This is a genomic window from Pseudomonas quasicaspiana (assembly GCF_021147825.1).
GTDB lineage: Bacteria > Pseudomonadota > Gammaproteobacteria > Pseudomonadales > Pseudomonadaceae > Aquipseudomonas > Aquipseudomonas quasicaspiana.
Map to the genome: position 1 here is coordinate 37002 of NZ_JAGTPI010000014.1, position 18207 is coordinate 55208.

Consider the following 18207-nt stretch of genomic DNA (forward strand, 5'->3'; position numbering starts at 1 on the left):
CAGGCAAAAGCGGCGTGCATTGTGCCCGAAAAATGCCGGTTAAGCCAAGGTCTTCAATAAAGAGTGATCCATCTTTGGTTTGTCAGCAGCTCGATGGGTCGATATTGGGTCTTGTAATTCATCTTTTGGCAGTTCTTTATCCAGTAGCCCAGGTACACCGCATGCAGCTGCTGGCGTGCAGCTTCGGCGATTTGCCACAAAATGGCGTAGCGCCCCAGACTGCGGCGTTCTTCAGTGGGTTCGTAGAAGGTATAAACCGCAGAAAGGCCGTTGGGCAGTACGTCGGTAACAGCGACTGCCAGCAGGCGATTATCCAGGCGAAATTCATAGAATCTGCAGAACGGCAGGTCGCGTACTAAAAAAGTCGAAAATTGATCGCGGCTAGGTGGAAACATGTCGCCGTCAGCATGGCGCTGTTCGATGTAGCGTTGGTAGAGGTCGAAATATTCTTCAGTAAAACGCGGTTTAGTGCAGCGCACTTCAATGTCGGCGTTGCGTTTGAAAATACGCTTTTGTTGCCGGTCAGGCGAAAAAAGATCGACCGGGATGCGCGCAGGCACGCAAGCACTGCAGTTTTGACAATGGGGTCGATAAAGATGGTCGCCGCTACGGCGAAAGCCCATGTCCGAAAGATCGGCGTAAACTTCCACGTCCATCGGCTGGCTGGGGTCCAGAAACAGCGTGGTGGCTTGCTCTTCCGGCAAATAGCTGCACGAGTGGGGTTGAGTGGCATAAAACTTCAGCCGCGCCAGCTCTGTCATGATTGCCCCCGCCGCAAAAAATAAATCGTTATCAAGAGTGTATGTCAGCCTGCTGAACTCGCCTAGGCAGCCAGTCGGCGTTATTAGGCTGATCCAGATGCCGAGTCAGGAAATCGGAAAACGCTTTGCGTGAAATGGGCCTGGCACCGAAGCTTTGTAGGTGCCTGGTATGCATCTGGCAGTCAATCAGCACGAATCCCCAGGCTTTCAAGCGCTCCACCAGTGTGGCAAAGCCAACCTTGGAGGCATTGTCAGCCCGACTGAACATCGACTCGCCAAAAAATAGCTGCCCCATCGCCAGTCCATAAAGCCCGCCAACCAGCACGTCGTTTTCCCACACTTCTACACTGTGGGCGTAGCCGCGTTGGTGCAATTCCAGATAAGCGGCCTGTATTGAGCCGGTAATCCAGGTGCCGTCAGCGTAGGCACGTGGCCCGGCGCACGCCCGTATCACCTCCGCGAAATTCTGATCGAAGGTCACGCGATAGCGCTCCTGACGTATCAGTTTGGCAAGGCTGCGTGAAACATGGAGTTCATCAGGGAAGATCACGGTTCTTGGATCGGGTGACCACCAGAGAATGGGCTGCCCATCCTGAAACCAGGGAAAGCAGCCATGACGATAAGCCTGCACCAGTCGGTCGGCAGACAGATCGCCCCCTGCTGCGAGCAGGCCATCGGGTTCACGCAAGGCTTTTTCCAGCGGCGGAAAAATCAGGTTGTCACGTTTTAGCCAGGTCAGCATAGGGCAGCACTTTACGGAAGGGGAGGGCGGGGGAACCAGCGCGATTGCAACTCCATACGGCAGTCGTGGTCATAATCGGTCGTCTGTCGCACGCAAGCGTCTTGCGCGTGCTCCTTGATACGTGAAGCCGTATGGACAATTGATCGTTCGGTTAAAAAATACGGCATAAGTCTTTGTCACAAAAGAGAATGCATGCTCAAATTCAACGTTTGCGGCGGGGCTTGAAGATGGGCCATGTCCACGCCAGACTAATGTTTGGCGAGCAACGGGCGTTTGACCATCAGCCAAGGCTGGCTTCGTCCGACAGCACAATCCGAAACTACCCGGCCAGAACGCCGTTTACAAGGCAGGATGCTACCGTGGCATCAGGCGTACAAATCCGTACAATGCGCGCTTTGCAAGCTGCCGTTCAAGCTGTATGGCATGGCAAATTGTTTTGCAGATTCAGTCGTTGGTAGTCAATCACCAGATGTTCGCGCTCTAGCGCAGGAATAAAAGCGTTTTGAAGAAATCCACCGCAGTACCCAGCCCCGTTCCGCTCTGGCGGCAGCAATTGCACTACCGGCTCAAGGAAGGTGCATTGATCGCCTTTGGCGCGCTGTGCCTGTATTTGATGATGGCGTTGCTGACCTATGACCAGAACGACCCGGGCTGGAGTCATACCAGCAGCTCGGTGGAGGTTCAGAACGCGGCCGGCCGTGCTGGCGCCTTCTGTGCCGATATCCTGTTCATGGTGCTGGGCTACTTTGCCTACATTTTCCCGCTGTTGCTGGCCGTCAAGGCCTGGCAGGTGTTCCGTCATCGCCATGAGCCGTGGCAGTGGAGCGGCTGGCTTTTTTCGTGGCGGCTTATCGGTCTGGTGTTTCTGGTGCTTGCTGGTGCTGCGCTGGCGCATATTCACTTCCATTTTGCGGCAGGTTTCCCGGGCTCGGCAGGTGGTGTGCTGGGCGAGATTCTCGGTGACATGGCCAAGAAGGCCCTGAATATTCAGGGCAGTACGCTGTTATTCATCGCCTTGTTCCTGTTTGGCCTTACCGTGTTTACCGATCTTTCGTGGTTCAAGGTCATGGATGTGACCGGCAAGATCACCCTTGATCTGTTCGAACTGTTTTACGATGCGGTCAACAACTGGTGGGCGGCGCGTAATGAGCGCAAGCAGATGGTTGCACAACTGCGTGAAGTGGATGACCGCGTCAACGAAGTGGTTGCGCCCGCTACGTCCGATCGTCGTGAGCAGGCGAAGGCCAAAGAACGTCTGATCGAGCGCGAGAAGGCCTTGAGCACGCATATGGCCGCTCGTGAAACCCATATTCCGGCCGTCATTGCGCCTGCTCCTGCCAAGGCACCAGAGCCAAGCAAGCGTGTACTGAAGGAAAAACAGGCACCGTTGTTTGTTGATAGCGCCGTAGAAGGCACCTTGCCTCCGATCTCGATCCTTGATCCGGCGGAAAAGAAGCAGCTCAATTATTCTCCTGAGTCTCTCGCCGCCGTTGGCCACTTGCTGGAAATCAAGCTCAAGGAGTTTGGCGTCGAAGTGTCGGTGGATTCCATTCATCCGGGTCCGGTGATTACCCGGTACGAGATCCAGCCAGCAGCAGGCGTCAAGGTCAGCCGTATTGCCAACCTCGCCAAAGACCTCGCGCGTTCCCTGGCTGTGACCAGCGTTCGTGTGGTTGAAGTCATTCCAGGCAAGACCACAGTCGGTATCGAGATTCCCAACGAAGACCGGCAGATCGTGCGTTTCTCCGAGGTCCTTTCGACCCCTGAGTACGACAACGCCAAGTCGCCGGTCACGCTGGCACTGGGTCATGACATCGGCGGTAAGCCGGTCATCACCGACCTGGCGAAGATGCCTCACTTGCTGGTGGCCGGTACGACCGGTTCCGGTAAGTCGGTGGGTGTAAACGCCATGATCCTGTCGATTCTGTTCAAGTCTGGCCCGGAAGACGCCAAGCTGATCATGATCGACCCGAAAATGCTTGAGCTGTCGATCTACGAAGGCATTCCGCACCTGCTTTGCCCGGTCGTCACAGACATGAAAGACGCCGCCAATGCCTTGCGCTGGAGCGTTGCCGAAATGGAGCGGCGCTACAAGCTGATGGCGAAGATGGGCGTGCGTAACCTGTCCGGCTTCAACCAGAAGGTCAAGGAAGCTCAGGACGCAGGCACGCCGCTGGCGGATCCGCTCTACAAGCGCGAAAGTATTCATGATGAAGCGCCGCTGCTGACCAAGCTGCCGACTATCGTTGTGGTGGTGGACGAGTTCGCCGACATGATGATGATCGTCGGCAAGAAGGTCGAAGAGCTGATTGCGCGTATTGCCCAGAAGGCTCGTGCGGCGGGTATCCACCTGATTCTCGCGACCCAGCGTCCATCGGTTGACGTGATTACCGGTCTGATCAAGGCCAACATCCCGACGCGTATGGCGTTTCAGGTGTCGAGCAAGATCGACTCGCGAACCATCATCGACCAGGGCGGTGCCGAGCAATTGCTGGGTCACGGTGACATGCTGTACATGCCTCCAGGCACCAGCTTGCCGATTCGTGTTCACGGTGCATTTGTTTCCGATGAGGAAGTACACCGCGTGGTTGAGGCCTGGAAGCTGCGTGGCACGCCGGATTACAACGACGATATTCTGGCCGGTGTCGAGGAGGCTGGTAGCGGGTTCGACGGCGGCAGTGGCGAGGGCGGCGAAGACAGCGAAAGCGATGCGCTCTATGACGAGGCGGTCAAGTTCGTGCTGGAAAGCCGCCGGGCTTCGATTTCCGCGGTACAGCGCAAGCTGAAGATTGGCTACAACCGTGCTGCCCGGATGATCGAGGCCATGGAAATGGCTGGCGTCGTGACCTCCATGAATACCAATGGCTCGCGTGAAGTAATTGCGCCGGCCCCGATGCGCGACTGATCGCGCACTTCCATAAATGCCTCGCCAGCGATCAATAGCTGGCGAGACTCCACCGAACTCAATGAGGACTCCCATGCGTCTTTTCCGCATGTTGTTGGTAACTGCACTGACTTTCTCCGCGATTCCGGCGCACGCCGACAGCAAAGACGTCGCTCGTCTGACTCAGTTGCTGGAGACGTCCAAAACCCTGACTGCGCGTTTTTCCCAGTTGACCCTGGACGGCGGCGGCACCCAGTTGCAGGAAACTTCGGGTGAAATGGCCCTGCAGCGTCCTGGCCTGTTCAACTGGCACACCGATGCTCCGCAAGAGCAATTGATGGTTTCTGACGGCAAGAAGGTTTCCCTGTGGGACCCGGACCTGGAGCAGGTCACCATCAAGACCCTCGACCAGCGACTGACTCAGACGCCGGCACTGTTGTTGTCCGGTGATGTGTCGAAGATCAGCGAAAGTTTTGATATCACCGCCAAGGAAGCAGGCGGCGTGATCGATTTCACGCTCAAGCCTAAAACCAAGGACACCCTGTTCGACAGCCTGCGTCTGTCGTTCCGTAACGGCATGATCAATGACATGCAGCTAATTGACAGCGTCGGCCAACGCACCAATATCCTGTTCACCGGCGTGAAAGCCAATGAGGCGATCCCGGCGAGCAAATTCCAGTTCCAGATTCCGAAAGGCGCTGACGTCATTCAGGAATAAGAGGTTTTAACGGTTGTCCATGGACCTGTTTCGAAGTGAACCGATTGCACAACCATTGGCTGCGCGTTTGCGTGCGACCAATCTGGATGAGTACGTCGGTCAGGAGCATTTGCTGGCTCACGGCAAGCCTTTGCGCGAGGCGCTTGAGCAGGGTGCTCTGCATTCGATGATTTTCTGGGGGCCGCCCGGTGTGGGTAAAACCACGCTGGCCCGGCTCCTGGCGAAAGTCTCGGATGCGCACTTTGAGACTGTTTCTGCGGTACTGGCCGGGGTCAAAGAGATTCGCCAGGCGGTAGAAGTTGCCAAGCAGCAGGCCGGGCAATACGGCCGTCGCACTATCTTGTTTGTCGATGAAGTACACCGCTTCAACAAGTCCCAGCAGGATGCCTTTCTGCCTTATGTCGAAGACGGCACGCTGATCTTTATTGGCGCGACCACCGAAAACCCTTCGTTTGAACTCAACAACGCGCTGCTGTCCCGGGCCCGGGTGTATGTCCTCAAGAGCCTTGATGAAGCCGCGCTGCGCAAGCTGGTCAATCGCGCGCTGACCGAAGAGCGCGGGCTGGGCAAGCATCAGTTGAGTCTGAGCGATGAAGGTTTTGCCATGCTCATGGCCGCTGCCGACGGTGACGGTCGGCGCATGCTGAATCTGCTGGAAAACGCGTCGGACCTTGCTGAAGATGGCTCGGAAATCAGCCTGGAGCTACTTCAAAGCCTGATGGGCGACAGCCGTCGGCGTTTTGACAAAGGTGGCGAAGCGTTCTACGACCAGATTTCCGCCCTTCATAAATCCATTCGCGGTTCCAACCCGGATGCGGCGTTGTATTGGTTTGCGCGCATGATCGATGGTGGCTGCGACCCTCTGTATCTGGCGCGACGCGTGGTCCGTATGGCCAGTGAAGACATCGGCAATGCCGATCCCCGTGCGTTGCCGTTATGCATGTCGGCGTGGGATGTTCAGGAGCGACTGGGCAGTCCGGAAGGTGAGCTGGCCGTTGCTCAGGCGATTGTTTATCTGGCTTGCGCGCCTAAAAGCAACGCGGTGTACATGGGATTCAAGGCTGCAATGCGCGAAGCCACTGAACACGGCTCGCTGGAAGTGCCGCTTCATTTGCGCAACGCGCCGACCAAGCTCATGAAGCAGCTGGGTTATGGTGAAGAGTACCGGTATGCCCATGACGAGCCGGATGCTTACGCCGCGGGTGAGGATTACTTCCCTGACGACCTCGAACCGCGTCAGTATTACCAGCCGGTGCCCCGTGGTCTTGAGCTGAAAATCGGCGAAAAGCTCAAGCATCTGGCTGCTCTCGATGCTTCCAGCCCTCGTCAGCGGAGAAAGTAGTGCTCAAAACCATTCTTGCGGTGTCGATTGCCGGTATCGCTGGTACATTATTGCGCTTCGCTGCTGGCACGTGGGTTAGCGCGAATTGGCCGAAGCATTTTTACGCGGCAACCCTGGCAGTGAACATCGTCGGTTGCCTGATTATCGGTGTGCTTTATGGCCTGTTCCTGTTGCGCCCGGAAGTACCGATAGAGATTCGCGCCGGCCTTATCGTCGGCTTTGTTGGCGGTCTTACGACCTTTTCATCCTTTTCACTGGATACGCTGCGCCTGCTTGAAAGCGGGCAAATGCCGTTGGCCCTTGGCTATGCCGGTATCAGCGTGTTCGGCGGGCTGCTCGCGACATGGGTTGGCCTGTCCCTTACCAGACTTTGATAAACGAGAGAACGATATGCTCGATTCCAAACTGTTACGTACCCAACTTCAGGACGTAGCGGATCGCCTGGCTTCCCGTGGCTTTACACTGGACGTTGCCCGCATCGAAGCGCTGGAAGCCCAGCGCAAGACCGTTCAGACCCGCACTGAACAGCTTCAGGCCGAGCGTAATTCCCGTTCCAAATCCATCGGTCAGGCCAAGCAACGCGGTGAAGACATCGCACCGCTGATGGCCGACATCGACCGCATGGCCGAAGAGCTCAACACCGGCAAGAAAGAGCTGGATGGTATTCAGGCCGAGCTGGACGCCATGCTCCTGAGCATGCCGAACCTGCCTCACGAGTCGGTACCGGTGGGCGCTGACGAAGACGAAAACGTTGAAGTCCGCACCTGGGGCACGCCAGCCTCGTTTGACTTTCAGGTTCAGGATCACGTTGCGCTGGGCGAGAAATACGGCTGGCTGGATTTTGAAACGGCCGCCAAATTGTCCGGTGCACGTTTCGCTTTGCTGCGTGGCCCGATTGCCCGCCTGCATCGTGCGCTGGCGCAGTTCATGATCAACCTGCACATCAACGAACATGGCTACGAAGAGGCCTACACGCCTTATCTGGTTCAGGCACCTGCCTTGCAGGGCACCGGTCAACTGCCGAAGTTCGAAGAAGACCTGTTCAAGATTTCCCGTGAAGGCGAGGCGGATCTGTACCTGATTCCTACCGCAGAAGTTTCGCTGACCAACATCGTGGCCGGCGAAATCCTCGACGCCAAACAGATGCCTTTGAAGTTCGTGGCTCACACGCCTTGCTTCCGCAGCGAAGCGGGCGCATCGGGTCGTGATACCCGCGGCATGATCCGTCAGCACCAGTTCGACAAGGTCGAGATGGTGCAGATCGTCGAGCCTGAAAAATCCATGGAAGCCCTGGAAGGCCTGACTGCAAACGCTGAGCGCGTTCTGCAGTTGCTGGAGCTGCCTTATCGCGTGCTGGCGCTGTGCACCGGCGACATGGGTTTCAGCGCTGTGAAAACCTACGACCTGGAAGTTTGGATTCCTAGCCAGGATAAATTCCGCGAGATTTCGTCGTGCTCCAACTGCGGTGACTTCCAGGCGCGTCGCATGCAGGCTCGCTGGCGCAACCCGGAAACCGGCAAACCAGAACTGGTTCATACCCTGAACGGTTCGGGTCTGGCAGTTGGCCGTACTCTGGTTGCTGTGCTGGAAAACTACCAGCAGGCTGACGGTTCGATCCGTGTGCCGGACGTGCTCAAACCTTACATGGGCGGCCTTGAGGTCATCGGCTAGATGGAATTTCTGCCGCTGTTCCATAACCTGCGTGGCAGCCAAGTGCTGGTCGTGGGCGGTGGCGAGATTGCATTGCGCAAATCCCGCCTCATTGCCGAGGCCGGTGCTGTCATTCGAGTAGTCGCGCCAGAGATCGAGCCACAACTGCGTGAGCTGGTTGAGAAAAGTGGCGGGCATCTGATTCTGCGTGGCTACAACGTCAGTGATCTGGACGGTTGTGTGCTGATCATTGCTGCCACCGATGACGAGCCTCTCAACGCTCAGGTGTCTCAGGATGCCAAGCGGCGTTGTGTACCGGTCAACGTGGTGGATGCGCCTGCTCTGTGCAGCGTGATCTTCCCTGCCATCGTGGATCGCTCGCCTCTGGTCATCGCGGTTTCCAGCGGCGGCGACGCTCCGGTGCTGGCGCGTTTGATTCGTGCCAAGCTGGAAACCTGGATTCCGTCGACTTATGGCCAGCTTGCTGGGCTGGCGGCGCGTTTCCGTAGTCAGGTGAAGAATCTGTTTCCGGACGTCACTCAGCGTCGCGCCTTCTGGGAAGAGGTTTTCCAGGGCCCGATTGCTGACCGGCAACTGGCCGGGCAGGGCGCTGAAGCCGAGCGTCTGCTGATCGCCAAGATTGCAGGCGATGCGCCGCATGCTCCCGGTGAAGTTTATCTGGTAGGTGCAGGTCCGGGTGATCCTGACTTGCTGACCTTCCGTGCGCTACGGCTCATGCAGCAGGCCGATGTGGTGCTGTATGACCGCCTTGTGGCCCCGGCAATTCTGGATTTGTGCCGACGCGATGCCGAGCGTGTCTATGTGGGCAAGCGCCGCGCGGAGCACGCAGTGCCGCAAGACGAGATCAACAAGCAACTGGTTGATCTGGCCAAGCAGGGCAAGCGCGTTCTGCGGTTGAAGGGCGGTGATCCGTTCATCTTCGGCCGTGGCGGTGAAGAGATCGAAGAACTGGCCGCTCACGGCATTCCCTTTCAGGTCGTACCAGGTATCACGGCAGCCAGCGGTTGCGCGGCGTATGCCGGTATTCCGCTGACTCACCGTGACCATGCGCAATCAGTACGTTTCATCACCGGGCACTTGAAAAACGGTACCAGTGATTTGCCGTGGAGCGATCTGGTAGCGCCTGCACAGACCCTGGTGTTTTACATGGGCCTGATCGGTCTGCCGATCATCTGCGAGCAACTGATTAAGCACGGTCGATCCGCTGATACGCCGGCAGCTTTAATTCAGCAGGGCACCACCTCCAGTCAGCGGGTTTTTACAGGCACCTTGGCCGATTTGCCACGAATGGTGGCGGAGCATGAAGTCCATGCGCCGACATTGGTGATCGTGGGTGAAGTGGTCAAGCTGCGCGAGAAACTCGCCTGGTTTGAAGGTGCTCAGGCTACGGTCTAATGCATCTGAGCACGGCGCTAACTGGTAGGAGCGAACTTGTTCGCGAGGCGTGAGGCCTGATTCACCGCGCAAACCCCTCGCCAACAAGTTGCCTCCTACCTGTCATAGCGTTGAGACAGTGCCAAGGTCACACGCCTGTCTTGTTCCAGATCCCACGTCCCGTCAGTCGCTCACGATCATGTGCTCTGCCCAGATCCTGCTGCGGGCCTTTAGGCACAACAGCTGTCGGATTGATGGTGCCGTGGCTTTCGTAGTAGTGATGCTTGATATGCGTGAAGTCCACCGTTTCGGTGATGCCCGGCCACTGATACAACTCCAGCATCCAGTTGCTAAGGTTCGGATAGTCCGAAATCCGTCGCAGGTTGCACTTGAAGTGCCCGTGATACACCGGATCGAAGCGCACGATGGTGGTAAACAAGCGCACGTCTGCTTCAGTCAGGTATTCACCCGCCAGATAGCGCTTCTCGCCCAGCAGCTTTTCTAACGCGTCGAGTTCGGCGAAGACATCATCGAATGCCTCTTCATAAGCACCTTGAGAGGTGGCAAAGCCCGCACGGTACACGCCGTTGTTCACTGCTGGATAAATACGGTCGTTCAGCTCATTGATTGGCGACTGCAGAGCGTCTGGATACAGGTCCAGACGATTACCGGTCAGGTCGTCAAAGGCACTGTTGAACATGCGGATGATTTCCGCTGACTCGTTGCTGACAATGCGCTGCAGTTTTTTGTCCCACAGCAGCGGGACAGTGACCCGGCCGGTGTAGTCGGCGGTGTCAGCCAGGTAGCGCTGATAGAGGAATTCATGATTGTCGAGTGCATCGCCGGTCGAGCCTTTTTCGGAATCGAAGGTCCAGCCGTGTTCACGCATCAGCCAACTGACCACCGAAACGTCGATCAGGCTTTCCAGCCCTTTCAGCTTGCGATAAATCAGCGTGCGGTGGGCCCAAGGGCAGGCCAGGGATACGTACAAATGATAGCGCCCGGCTTCGGCCTTGAAACCGCCTTCACCTGACGGTCCTGGTTGACCGTCTTTAGTGATCCAGTTGCGGCGTTGCGCCTGCTCACGCTGAAACGCGCCATCTTTGCTGCTTTCGTACCACTGGTCTTGCCAGCGTCCTTCGACGAGAAGGCCCATATCAAACTCCAAAATGATGTGCTTAAAGCGTTGGAGGAGAGTCTAGGCCGATTCGTTCGAACAAATAACGCAAAGGATCGGGAGTAATGATCGGTTAAATTGATGTATTCCGGTTTTTCCAGAACACTTCAGCCTGTGCAAATGCCTCCGGGCGAGGCAATCCCAAGCCACGCAGGGCCAGCGCCATCGTCGAAATCAGTGCCAGTTGCGGATAGCTGTCTTCGATTTCGCCCTTCCATAGAGCGACAAGCTGCTGCGGATCGAGAGTTGCCGGCTTTACATGTCTGCGGTCTGAAAGCGCAGGCCATTCTTCATCCCATGGCTGACCGTCGGTGGTGCCATAGAGATGGCTGATAGTGTCGGGATTGATTTCCACCTCGCCGCCATCGCCCTTGATGACGATGGTGTGATTGCCGAGCAAGCCGCTGGCATCACGATGAACGCTTTGGTAGCCCGGGTGGAAAATGCTTTGCAGGCCGCACCGTGCGTTGAGCGGATTGAGGATGCGCGCAAGAGAGTGAATCGGCGAACGCAATCCGAGGGTGTTACGCAGATCGATCATGCGTTGTAATTGCGGAGCCCAGTCGCCCAGCGGAAAGAACGCCAGATTATGCTGTTGCAGCGCCTCGTCCACCGCATGCCAGTTGCGGCACAGCGGAATGCCCAGCAGACCCAGCAACTGTTCGGTGTACAAGCGCCCGGCAGTGTGCGCGCCGCCACCATGCATGAAGACCCGCACCCCATTCTCAGCCAGGCATTTGGCCGCCAGCAGGTACCAGGGTAAATGGCGCTTCTTGCCCGCATATGTGGGCCAGTCAATGTCGACCTGAAGTGGCGGGGCGTTCAACCGTTCGCGCAATGCCTCAGTGAAGCCTGCCAATTCCTCCGGGCTTTCTTCCTTATGCCGCAGCAGCATCAGAAAAGCACCTAACTGGCTTTCTTCGACCTTTTCGTCAATGAGCATGCCCATGGCTTCCCGTGCTTCTTCGCGGGTCAGATTGCGGGCTCCACGTTTGCCTTTGCCCAGAATTCGGACGAATTGGGCGAACGGATGTTCGGCGGGTGTTTCAAGGACGAGCGGGGCGTAGTCGTTCATATGCAATTAGTCGGCTTTGGCAGGCCCGCCAGTTTGGCGGCGAGTTTGGCGGGAGTGCCGTTGAACAGGCGGTTAAGGTGCATGCTGTTACCTTTTTCCGGACCGAGCTTCAGGGCGGTGTACTTGATCAACGGCCGGGTCGCGGGTGACAGCTGGAATTCGCTATAGAAATCTCGCAGCAAAAGCAGCACTTCGACATGCTCGGGGCTCAGTTCAATACCTTCCCGGCCGGATAGCGCATTGGCAATATCCATCGACCAGTCATCAAGGTTTTGCAGAAACCCGTCTTTATCCAGCGCAATGATTCGCCCCGACACGTTCAACTCGTTCATAGCCACGTGTTGACCTTATCGAAGCGAATCGAGAGTTCGACGAAGCCTGGGTAGTCGACGACTCGCACCCAGGCTGGCGCCGCCATGCTCCGCGCCTGAATATCCTCTTCAAGCACAAATACCTGGTTAGCGCTTAGCGCCTGCAGCGCCTCAAGCGGCGCTGTTGAGTCCGCTAACGCGTAAGTGGCGTCGCCGCACAGCAGCACGCCGTCAGCCGCGCCGAGCAGACGCAGGCAACTGGTCAGGCGGCTGTCGGTGAAGGGCGAATGAGATAAAACGTGCAAAGTCGACATCAGATTGTGATCACGTGATCGTAGCGGTCAATGAGTGCGGCGATTTCTACAGATTGCGGCAATTGAAGAATGTCCTCATCCACCGCTTCCTGCAGGATGCCGCGCTCGGCAAGGCTCGTGCCGCAGGCGTAGATATCTTCCACGCCAAACATCGAAAGCGCCTTGAGGTTGGCGGTCAGGTCTTTCTGTTGCAGGGCCTTGGCGTTCTGCTCCGGCAATAACTGAAAGACGCCATCGTCCAGAAACAACAGGCCCACGGGCAAATCATAAGCGCCACCGGCCAATACGATATCCAGCACCTCGCGTGCGCCCGGTCCGGACCAAGGTGCCTGGCGGCTGATGATCAACATTGATTTAGCCACTTCAAGGCCCTCCGAAACAGATCACTCGATCAGCGGTTTGCGCCGCGTCGTGTAACTGGCCCAACCCGGATAATTCCCACGGGGCGAGCAGATTGGCCGCGGGCCGCTGATAGCGCTGCGCCTCTTCGGCATTGAGCACGCCACGGCGCAAGGCGGCCGCGATGCACACCACACCGTCAAGTTGATGCTGGGTGATGAACTCGCGCCATTGCGAGGGCAGGTCCTGTTCGTCCTGAGGCGTGACGACATTGGCCGAAGCACTGTGAACGCCGTCCTGATAGAAGAACAACCGCACAATCTCATGCCCCCCGGCCAGCGCCGCCTGCGCAAACAGCAGGGCGCGGCGCGAGGAGGGCGCATGGGCTGCGCTGAACAGATTGATCGCGAACTTCATGACAGGCTCTGAGCAGAAAACTTGACCAATGATAAAGAATTCACGGGCACTAGACAGCAAAAAGCCCGCTAGGCGGGCTTTTTGTTGAAGCAGGGCGACTCATTAGTCGTCGCGGCTCATGATACCGAAGATCTGCAACAGGCTGACAAACAGGTTGTAGATCGATACATACAGGCTGATGGTCGCCATGATGTAGTTACGCTCGCCACCGTGAATGATCGCGCTGGTCTGGAACAGAATGCAGACCGACGAGAACAGCACGAAGCCAGCGCTGATCGCCAACTGCAGGCCGCTGATCTGGAAGAACATGCTCGCCAGCACCGCTGCCAGCAGAACAAAGAAGCCAGCGGTGATGAAGCCACCGAGGAAGCTCATGTCCTTGCGGGTAATCAGCACGTAAGCCGACAGACCACCGAACACCAATGCCGTCATGGCGAATGCCGAGCTGACCACTTCAGCGCCGCCCTGCATACCCAGGTAGCGGTTGAGGATCGGGCCCAGCAGGAAACCCATGAAACCGGTCAACGCGAACGCCGACACCAAGCCCCACGCCGAATCGCGCAGTTTATTGGTGAGGAAGAACAGACCGTAGAAACCGATCAGCACCACGAAAATGTTTGGGTAGCCAACGCGCATCTGCTGCGCGACAAAAGCCATGACACCGCTGAAAGCGAGGGTCAGAGCCAGAAGGCCGTATGTGTTGCGCAGGACGCGGCTAACCTCTAGCTGATCGGCCTGCACGCCGTTATTAACTGCGTAATCCTGTTCGCGCATGGCGAAGCTCCTGGTGGTTGAAATGTGAAGTTGCAAAGATCATAACAGACGACTTGAAATCAGCCACCCAGAGAGTTTGACAGCGTGTTTCATTCCGGTATTATGGCGCCCGCAATGCAAACGGAAGTATGGCCGAGTGGTTTAAGGCAGCAGTCTTGAAAACTGCAGACTGTAACAGGTCCTAGAGTTCTTATCTTAGGCACATCCTGGCTGCACGCTACACACCTCCGCATTGAAGCACCCGGGAAATTGGCAGAGTGGTTGAATGCACCGGTCTTGAAAACCGGCGTACGTTAATAGCGTACCCAGGGTTCGAATCCCTGGTTTCCCGCCAAACTCAGTAAAATCAGGGCTTAGAGCGATCTAGGCCCTTTTTTTATGCCTGCTTTCCGCAAAGCCCTAGCCTGTCGTCAGTGCCCCCAAAACCCACAATCCCGAGCATGCATCCAACCAGTTGCACGTTACTGCCTTCTGTTGCGCGCCTGAAAGACAAGATGTCTCCAGCTGCACGCTTGCGAAGGCCCCGGTTTCGTTGCCGTTCATAGCTGTTGAGCATCCGATTAAAGCCCATTCCTACTTCTTTACGCACCAACATCCAGCTCTGCGGTTGTGGCATGCAGCAAATGAGTGCAGCTCAAAAGGGGAAATCATCGATGGTGAGTGAAGGGCCGCGATTGATAATTCAGAGGTAAATCCTCTATATTGTGTTTTTTGGTATGCTGAAGTCCTACATGTTGTGTTTCGCGATCTGGATCCATGATAATGGTGGCCACGGTCAGGGCCTCGAACCTAACAATCAGACCCGGCGTATATCAAGCGTGCAGCGAATCATAGGTGGCCAAGGAAATGTGCTGTGACCACACCATGCGAGAGAGGGCAACCTGCTCATCGCGGATCGTGGTAGCGCAATGGCCACAACGTTGTAACCCATCGTAGGGCGAAAGGAATTCTATGCAGGTAATCAATTTCCACTCGGAGCAACCGGCATCCCAGGACGTGTTCCCCGGGGGCAGTCACGACAAGGTCGCGAGCGCTATTTCGCGGCACATCCTCAGCGAGACTCCGTCCAGGGTCATAGGCCTTGACGGTGAGTTTGGCTCCGGGAAGAGCTCGATCTTGAATATGTTGGATGCGAAATTGACGGCGGCAGATCCTCATTACCGGATCTGGTTCTTTGACTGCGAGCAGAATTACCAAGGCTCTACCAAAAGTAACTTCATCGAGCTGTTCACCGATGAGGCGCTTAAAGGGCTTCCTGCGGCCGGGAAAGAGGCCAGAACCCTGAAGCAGTCCCGAGACCGAGCGCTTGGCCGGTTGTTCGAGTACAGCAAAAATACAACGAGCCGCGTGAGTGCTTGGGCCATGGCGCTCGTCGCTAGCCTGTTTTTTTCCGCGACCTCATTTCGCGAGATTTTCGCGCTGACCCGAACCTCGCAGGATGTCAGCTCTGCGTTTCTCACAATCCACACCGTATCGCTTCTAAGTCCGGTGCTGGTGTTATTGCTGGCGAAAATTTGGCATTGGAAAGTAAAGATAGGTGGAGAGCGATGGAGCCTGCTCAGCCTTTTCAAGGGGTCTACTCACGACCACATCAATGAAAAAATCGAGGTCAGCAAAGAGGTGTCGCCGCTGGATCTGAAGCAGACGCTGATTGAGCAACTGCGAGTGTTAGCGGATAAGCATTTCGTCGTCATCTTGGACAACCTAGACCGGCTGCCGAAAGAGAGCTTGCGATCGGTCTGGAGTGACCTTGAGATCTTTATCGCCGTGGCCGGGAAGGCAGAAAATCTGACAGTAATCGTGCCATTTTGCTCTACCAAGGTCGCAACTTACCTTAAAGCTGAGGGTGACCGTAGGTATGACGCCAAGGATTTCATAGCGAAAAAATTCCCGGTCGTTTTCAGGGCACCGCCGGTAATCACCTCTGGTTGGAAGGACGGTTTCCGTCAACTATGGAATCACACGTTCCCCGCCACTGACGGAATCGCCGTTAACCCAAGCACTATCGAGCAATGTGCGCAGCTCCTGCAGCGCCATAGCCCTATGGCCAGCAGTCTCGTGACGCCAAGGCTGCAGAAAAAGTTCATCAACGACATTGCGACCACGGCCCTTGTCGTAGGCGAAGAGATCAGCTTGCTCGCGATCGCTGCACATCTGCTGCTGTGCAAGTACGCAGAGTATTCGCTCGTTGAGATTCTGCGCACAGATGGGTTCTCGACAGATTATGCGAAGGAGGTGGGCGAGGTAGAAGCCGGGCTAGTCACGGATACTAAGGGGCTGCTGACATCGGTCATCGGTATCACGATGGAGACTGGCTGGCAGATTCAGTTTCTCCAGATCCACTACCTCACAACGGGCGATATCGCCATCGCTGAGCTGCTTGATACCCCGCTAATGGAGGCCTTTGCAGACAACGATCCGGACGCCCTGGTGAGGCTCACTTCGCTTTTCGGCTTCTCCGATGCGGTGAAACGGTTACTTGCACAGCGTCCGGTATTGGCATCGCTACTTCCGACCATCGCAGCAGCGCATCAAGCACACTCTGGGGAATGGCCTGCTTCGTTGCTAGGGCTTTTGAATGTGGGGCAGCTGGATCTTTTCGGAGAGTCCAAATCGGGCTCCAAAGAATTTTATGAGGCCTTCCAGCACTGTCGTGGGTTGGGGTTGGACGGGAAGTTGCTCGAAGCTCACGGCGCTAATTTGAGAGCAAAGCTGCTGAAATGCCTCAATGCCAGCTATGACAAAGAAACCCTCGAACAGGCTCGGGCGCTTCTCCAGGAATACGATTTGTACTTGCACGCTCAGGACAATGTAGTTGGAGGAATGGTTTTGAAGCGGGCAGAACACTTGATGCATCTGCTGCCGGATATGGAAGGTCTACTGGTCATCAGTCGGCACGATTTTACCCTCGAAGATGCTGCCCTGCCCAGCGCCAATCTTCAGCTCGCCTCATGTTCGGAACACCTCCTTTCACCATCACCTTTGCCGGCAGACTCGGTAGTGCCTGCGCTCGAATGGGTTTATGCAGGACGCAAAGTTCGCAATGGAATCGTCGGTGGGATTGGGCCCGTGGATGTCACAACCCTGGCGGCGTTTACTGGTGCGGCCGGTGAGGAGGAGGGCGCCGTGGTGGGCTTGGCATTGGCTACAACAATTGATCGGACAGTATTGAACGCTCTCTCGACGTTGCTCGCCAATAACGCAAGCCCTTTGATCAAGGCTGTGGCGGCCGTCACTTATATTCGCCAAGCCGACGCGGAGTCGTTGTCCCTGCTCGAAGACCTTGATGGGGTGTTGGAGTCCGAAATATTCAGATCGCTCGGAAATGCTCTACTTTCGAGCAAGCTTCTGTTTGCCCTATTAACCTCTGAGGAGGTGGGTAGCTCCATCGCGGGATACCTTGCATACCTTGTTGAGGGCAAGAAGATTGGTGCGCTGCAATGTGATTGGGTAGCCAAGAATTTCAGCGCGCTGACCGAGGCATTGGAACCGTACAGCCTGACGGAAGACGAGATCCTGGAGTGGCTGTTGCCGTGGGATATCCATATAGAAGAGCACTGCCGTGACATTCTGACAGCCGATGCTCTGCTGATTGATCGCGTCATGGAACCGTTGGTAGAGGCGCTGCCGAAGGTACGAGATTCTGTGATCAAGTCCCTCACTGGCGGGGAAATGACTCAAGGGAGCTGGGTTCAGATCATTTCAGGCGGCGCGAAGCAGCACCTAGCTGTCATACGCGCGATTATCCGCGAAAACCTTTCGATCGCTAGCACATCGGCCGTTAGTGATGCCCTTATCGAAGTACTCACCGTCATCGCAAATGGAGAAACGACTGCGCCGTGGGGTAATGCACAGTTTGCGATCATAGAGGCTCTCTTGGAGGCCCTGGACGCGCAGCAGAGGGGCGTGGTTGGGATTCGCCTGCGCAGTCTTATGTTCGCATCATCGGTGGAGCCTGATGACTTTGCAGTGCTGTTGGCCAAGTATGGTCATTTGATCCCCGATATCCAGCCCTCTAATCCGCAGGAGGTCGGAAGGATCATCCTGTTCCTGGATAACCTGAATCGTCATACCAGCAGCGACCAACCCTTGGCCTCATTTTTTGATGCACGGGCTGAGCAGATAGCTGCCTACAAATACTCTCCTGAAATGAAGAAGATGATGGGAACGGCCGTCTCGAAGTTGTCTGATACTACCCCAGCTTTGTACCGTCATTTTGCCCAGGCAAAAGGTTTCGTCCGGCTTCTACAGTCGCTCAAGCGGGGAGCGCCTGATACCGAGATGAAGTGATCAGATCGAGGGCGCGCG

Annotated in this window: 16 protein-coding genes and 1 tRNA gene; 8 read left to right on the forward strand and 9 right to left on the reverse strand. The window is 56.4% G+C overall.

Annotated features, from left to right (window positions below; translation table 11 throughout):
• Positions 1-53: 53 nt before the first annotated feature.
• Together KDX30_RS11220 and aat are read right to left on the reverse strand one after the other, a co-directional pair.
• Positions 54-761 (reverse strand): arginyltransferase, encoded by a 708-nt coding sequence (locus KDX30_RS11220; protein WP_027899223.1) that lies wholly within the window; start codon positions 759-761, stop codon positions 54-56.
• A 31-nt stretch (positions 762-792) separates the two neighbouring features.
• A complete protein-coding gene (gene aat, locus KDX30_RS11225) occupies positions 793-1503 on the reverse strand; it encodes a leucyl/phenylalanyl-tRNA--protein transferase (RefSeq protein WP_231675754.1) in 711 nt (236 codons plus the stop codon).
• 502 nt (positions 1504-2005) lie between these two features.
• Between aat and ftsK the strand changes: the two genes are divergently transcribed.
• From ftsK to cysG, 6 genes are all read left to right on the forward strand, one after another.
• The gene (gene ftsK / locus KDX30_RS11230) at positions 2006-4408 is read left to right on the forward strand and encodes a DNA translocase FtsK (RefSeq protein WP_027899221.1); all 2403 of its coding nucleotides are present in this window, start codon (positions 2006-2008) and stop codon (positions 4406-4408) included.
• Positions 4409-4481: 73 nt separating this feature from the next.
• Entirely contained in the window at positions 4482-5105 is a 624-nt protein-coding gene (gene lolA / locus KDX30_RS11235) for an outer membrane lipoprotein chaperone LolA (RefSeq protein ID WP_027899220.1), read from the forward strand.
• A gap of 19 nt (positions 5106-5124) precedes the next feature.
• Positions 5125-6447 carry a replication-associated recombination protein A gene (locus KDX30_RS11240; protein ID WP_122394824.1) on the forward strand — a complete coding sequence of 441 codons (1323 nt, stop codon included), beginning with the start codon at positions 5125-5127 and terminating at the stop codon, positions 6445-6447.
• Positions 6447-6821, forward strand: a complete 375-nt coding sequence (gene crcB / locus KDX30_RS11245) for a fluoride efflux transporter CrcB (protein WP_027899218.1) — start codon at positions 6447-6449, stop codon at positions 6819-6821. The genes KDX30_RS11240 and crcB overlap by 1 nt, the downstream gene beginning before the upstream one ends.
• 16 nt (positions 6822-6837) lie before the next feature.
• Positions 6838-8118, forward strand: a complete 1281-nt coding sequence (gene serS, locus KDX30_RS11250; protein WP_099271212.1) for a serine--tRNA ligase — start codon at positions 6838-6840, stop codon at positions 8116-8118.
• A complete protein-coding gene (gene cysG / locus KDX30_RS11255) occupies positions 8119-9513 on the forward strand; it encodes a siroheme synthase CysG (protein ID WP_099271211.1) in 1395 nt (464 codons plus the stop codon). It begins immediately after the preceding gene.
• Between the two features lie 127 nt (positions 9514-9640).
• Here cysG and KDX30_RS11260 read toward each other — a convergent pair whose 3' ends face one another.
• The 7 genes from KDX30_RS11260 to KDX30_RS11290 form a co-directional block, all read right to left on the reverse strand.
• Positions 9641-10648 (reverse strand): glutathione S-transferase family protein, encoded by a 1008-nt coding sequence (locus KDX30_RS11260; protein WP_231675755.1) that lies wholly within the window; start codon positions 10646-10648, stop codon positions 9641-9643.
• 94 nt (positions 10649-10742) lie between these two features.
• Entirely contained in the window at positions 10743-11744 is a 1002-nt protein-coding gene (locus KDX30_RS11265) for a glycosyl transferase family protein (protein ID WP_099271209.1), read from the reverse strand.
• The gene (locus KDX30_RS11270; RefSeq protein WP_231675756.1) at positions 11741-12076 is read right to left on the reverse strand and encodes a TusE/DsrC/DsvC family sulfur relay protein; all 336 of its coding nucleotides are present in this window, start codon (positions 12074-12076) and stop codon (positions 11741-11743) included. The genes KDX30_RS11265 and KDX30_RS11270 overlap by 4 nt, the downstream gene beginning before the upstream one ends.
• Positions 12073-12369 (reverse strand): sulfurtransferase complex subunit TusB, encoded by a 297-nt coding sequence (gene tusB, locus KDX30_RS11275; protein ID WP_027899212.1) that lies wholly within the window; start codon positions 12367-12369, stop codon positions 12073-12075. Before tusB ends, KDX30_RS11270 begins: the two co-directional genes overlap by 4 nt.
• Positions 12369-12731, reverse strand: a complete 363-nt coding sequence (gene tusC, locus KDX30_RS11280) for a sulfurtransferase complex subunit TusC (protein WP_231675757.1) — start codon at positions 12729-12731, stop codon at positions 12369-12371. The genes tusB and tusC overlap by 1 nt, the downstream gene beginning before the upstream one ends.
• Position 12732: 1 nt before the next feature.
• Positions 12733-13125, reverse strand: coding sequence for a sulfurtransferase complex subunit TusD (gene tusD, locus KDX30_RS11285; RefSeq protein ID WP_027899210.1), 393 nt, complete (start codon positions 13123-13125; stop codon positions 12733-12735).
• A gap of 102 nt (positions 13126-13227) precedes the next feature.
• Positions 13228-13899: a Bax inhibitor-1/YccA family protein gene (locus KDX30_RS11290; protein WP_027899209.1), complete on the reverse strand. Its 672-nt coding sequence runs from the start codon at positions 13897-13899 to the stop codon at positions 13228-13230.
• Positions 13900-14142: 243 nt separating this feature from the next.
• On the opposite strand from KDX30_RS11290, the gene KDX30_RS11295 reads away from it, so the two are divergent.
• Together KDX30_RS11295 and KDX30_RS11300 are read left to right on the forward strand one after the other, a co-directional pair.
• A tRNA-Ser gene (locus KDX30_RS11295) sits at positions 14143-14233 on the forward strand.
• A 617-nt stretch (positions 14234-14850) separates the two neighbouring features.
• On the forward strand, positions 14851-18189 hold the full coding sequence (locus KDX30_RS11300; protein ID WP_231675758.1) for a P-loop NTPase fold protein: 3339 nt from the start codon (positions 14851-14853) through the stop codon (positions 18187-18189).
• Positions 18190-18207 lie beyond the last annotated feature (18 nt).

Excerpts from the sequence above, each read along its gene's own strand:
- KDX30_RS11220 (WP_027899223.1), bottom strand. The coding sequence starts at position 761 with ATGACAGAGCTGGCGCGGCTGAAGTTTTATGCCACTCAACCCCACTCG.
- cysG (WP_099271211.1), top strand. The coding sequence starts at position 8,119 with ATGGAATTTCTGCCGCTGTTCCATAACCTGCGTGGCAGCCAAGTGCTG.
- KDX30_RS11240 (WP_122394824.1), top strand. The coding sequence starts at position 5,125 with ATGGACCTGTTTCGAAGTGAACCGATTGCACAACCATTGGCTGCGCGT.
- tusD (WP_027899210.1), bottom strand. The coding sequence starts at position 13,125 with ATGAAGTTCGCGATCAATCTGTTCAGCGCAGCCCATGCGCCCTCCTCG.
- serS (WP_099271212.1), top strand. The coding sequence starts at position 6,838 with ATGCTCGATTCCAAACTGTTACGTACCCAACTTCAGGACGTAGCGGAT.
- lolA (WP_027899220.1), top strand. The coding sequence starts at position 4,482 with ATGCGTCTTTTCCGCATGTTGTTGGTAACTGCACTGACTTTCTCCGCG.
- tusB (WP_027899212.1), bottom strand. The coding sequence starts at position 12,369 with ATGTCGACTTTGCACGTTTTATCTCATTCGCCCTTCACCGACAGCCGC.
- KDX30_RS11260 (WP_231675755.1), bottom strand. The coding sequence starts at position 10,648 with ATGGGCCTTCTCGTCGAAGGACGCTGGCAAGACCAGTGGTACGAAAGC.
- KDX30_RS11265 (WP_099271209.1), bottom strand. The coding sequence starts at position 11,744 with ATGAACGACTACGCCCCGCTCGTCCTTGAAACACCCGCCGAACATCCG.
- KDX30_RS11270 (WP_231675756.1), bottom strand. The coding sequence starts at position 12,076 with ATGAACGAGTTGAACGTGTCGGGGCGAATCATTGCGCTGGATAAAGAC.
- aat (WP_231675754.1), bottom strand. The coding sequence starts at position 1,503 with ATGCTGACCTGGCTAAAACGTGACAACCTGATTTTTCCGCCGCTGGAA.
- KDX30_RS11290 (WP_027899209.1), bottom strand. The coding sequence starts at position 13,899 with ATGCGCGAACAGGATTACGCAGTTAATAACGGCGTGCAGGCCGATCAG.
- KDX30_RS11300 (WP_231675758.1), top strand. The coding sequence starts at position 14,851 with ATGCAGGTAATCAATTTCCACTCGGAGCAACCGGCATCCCAGGACGTG.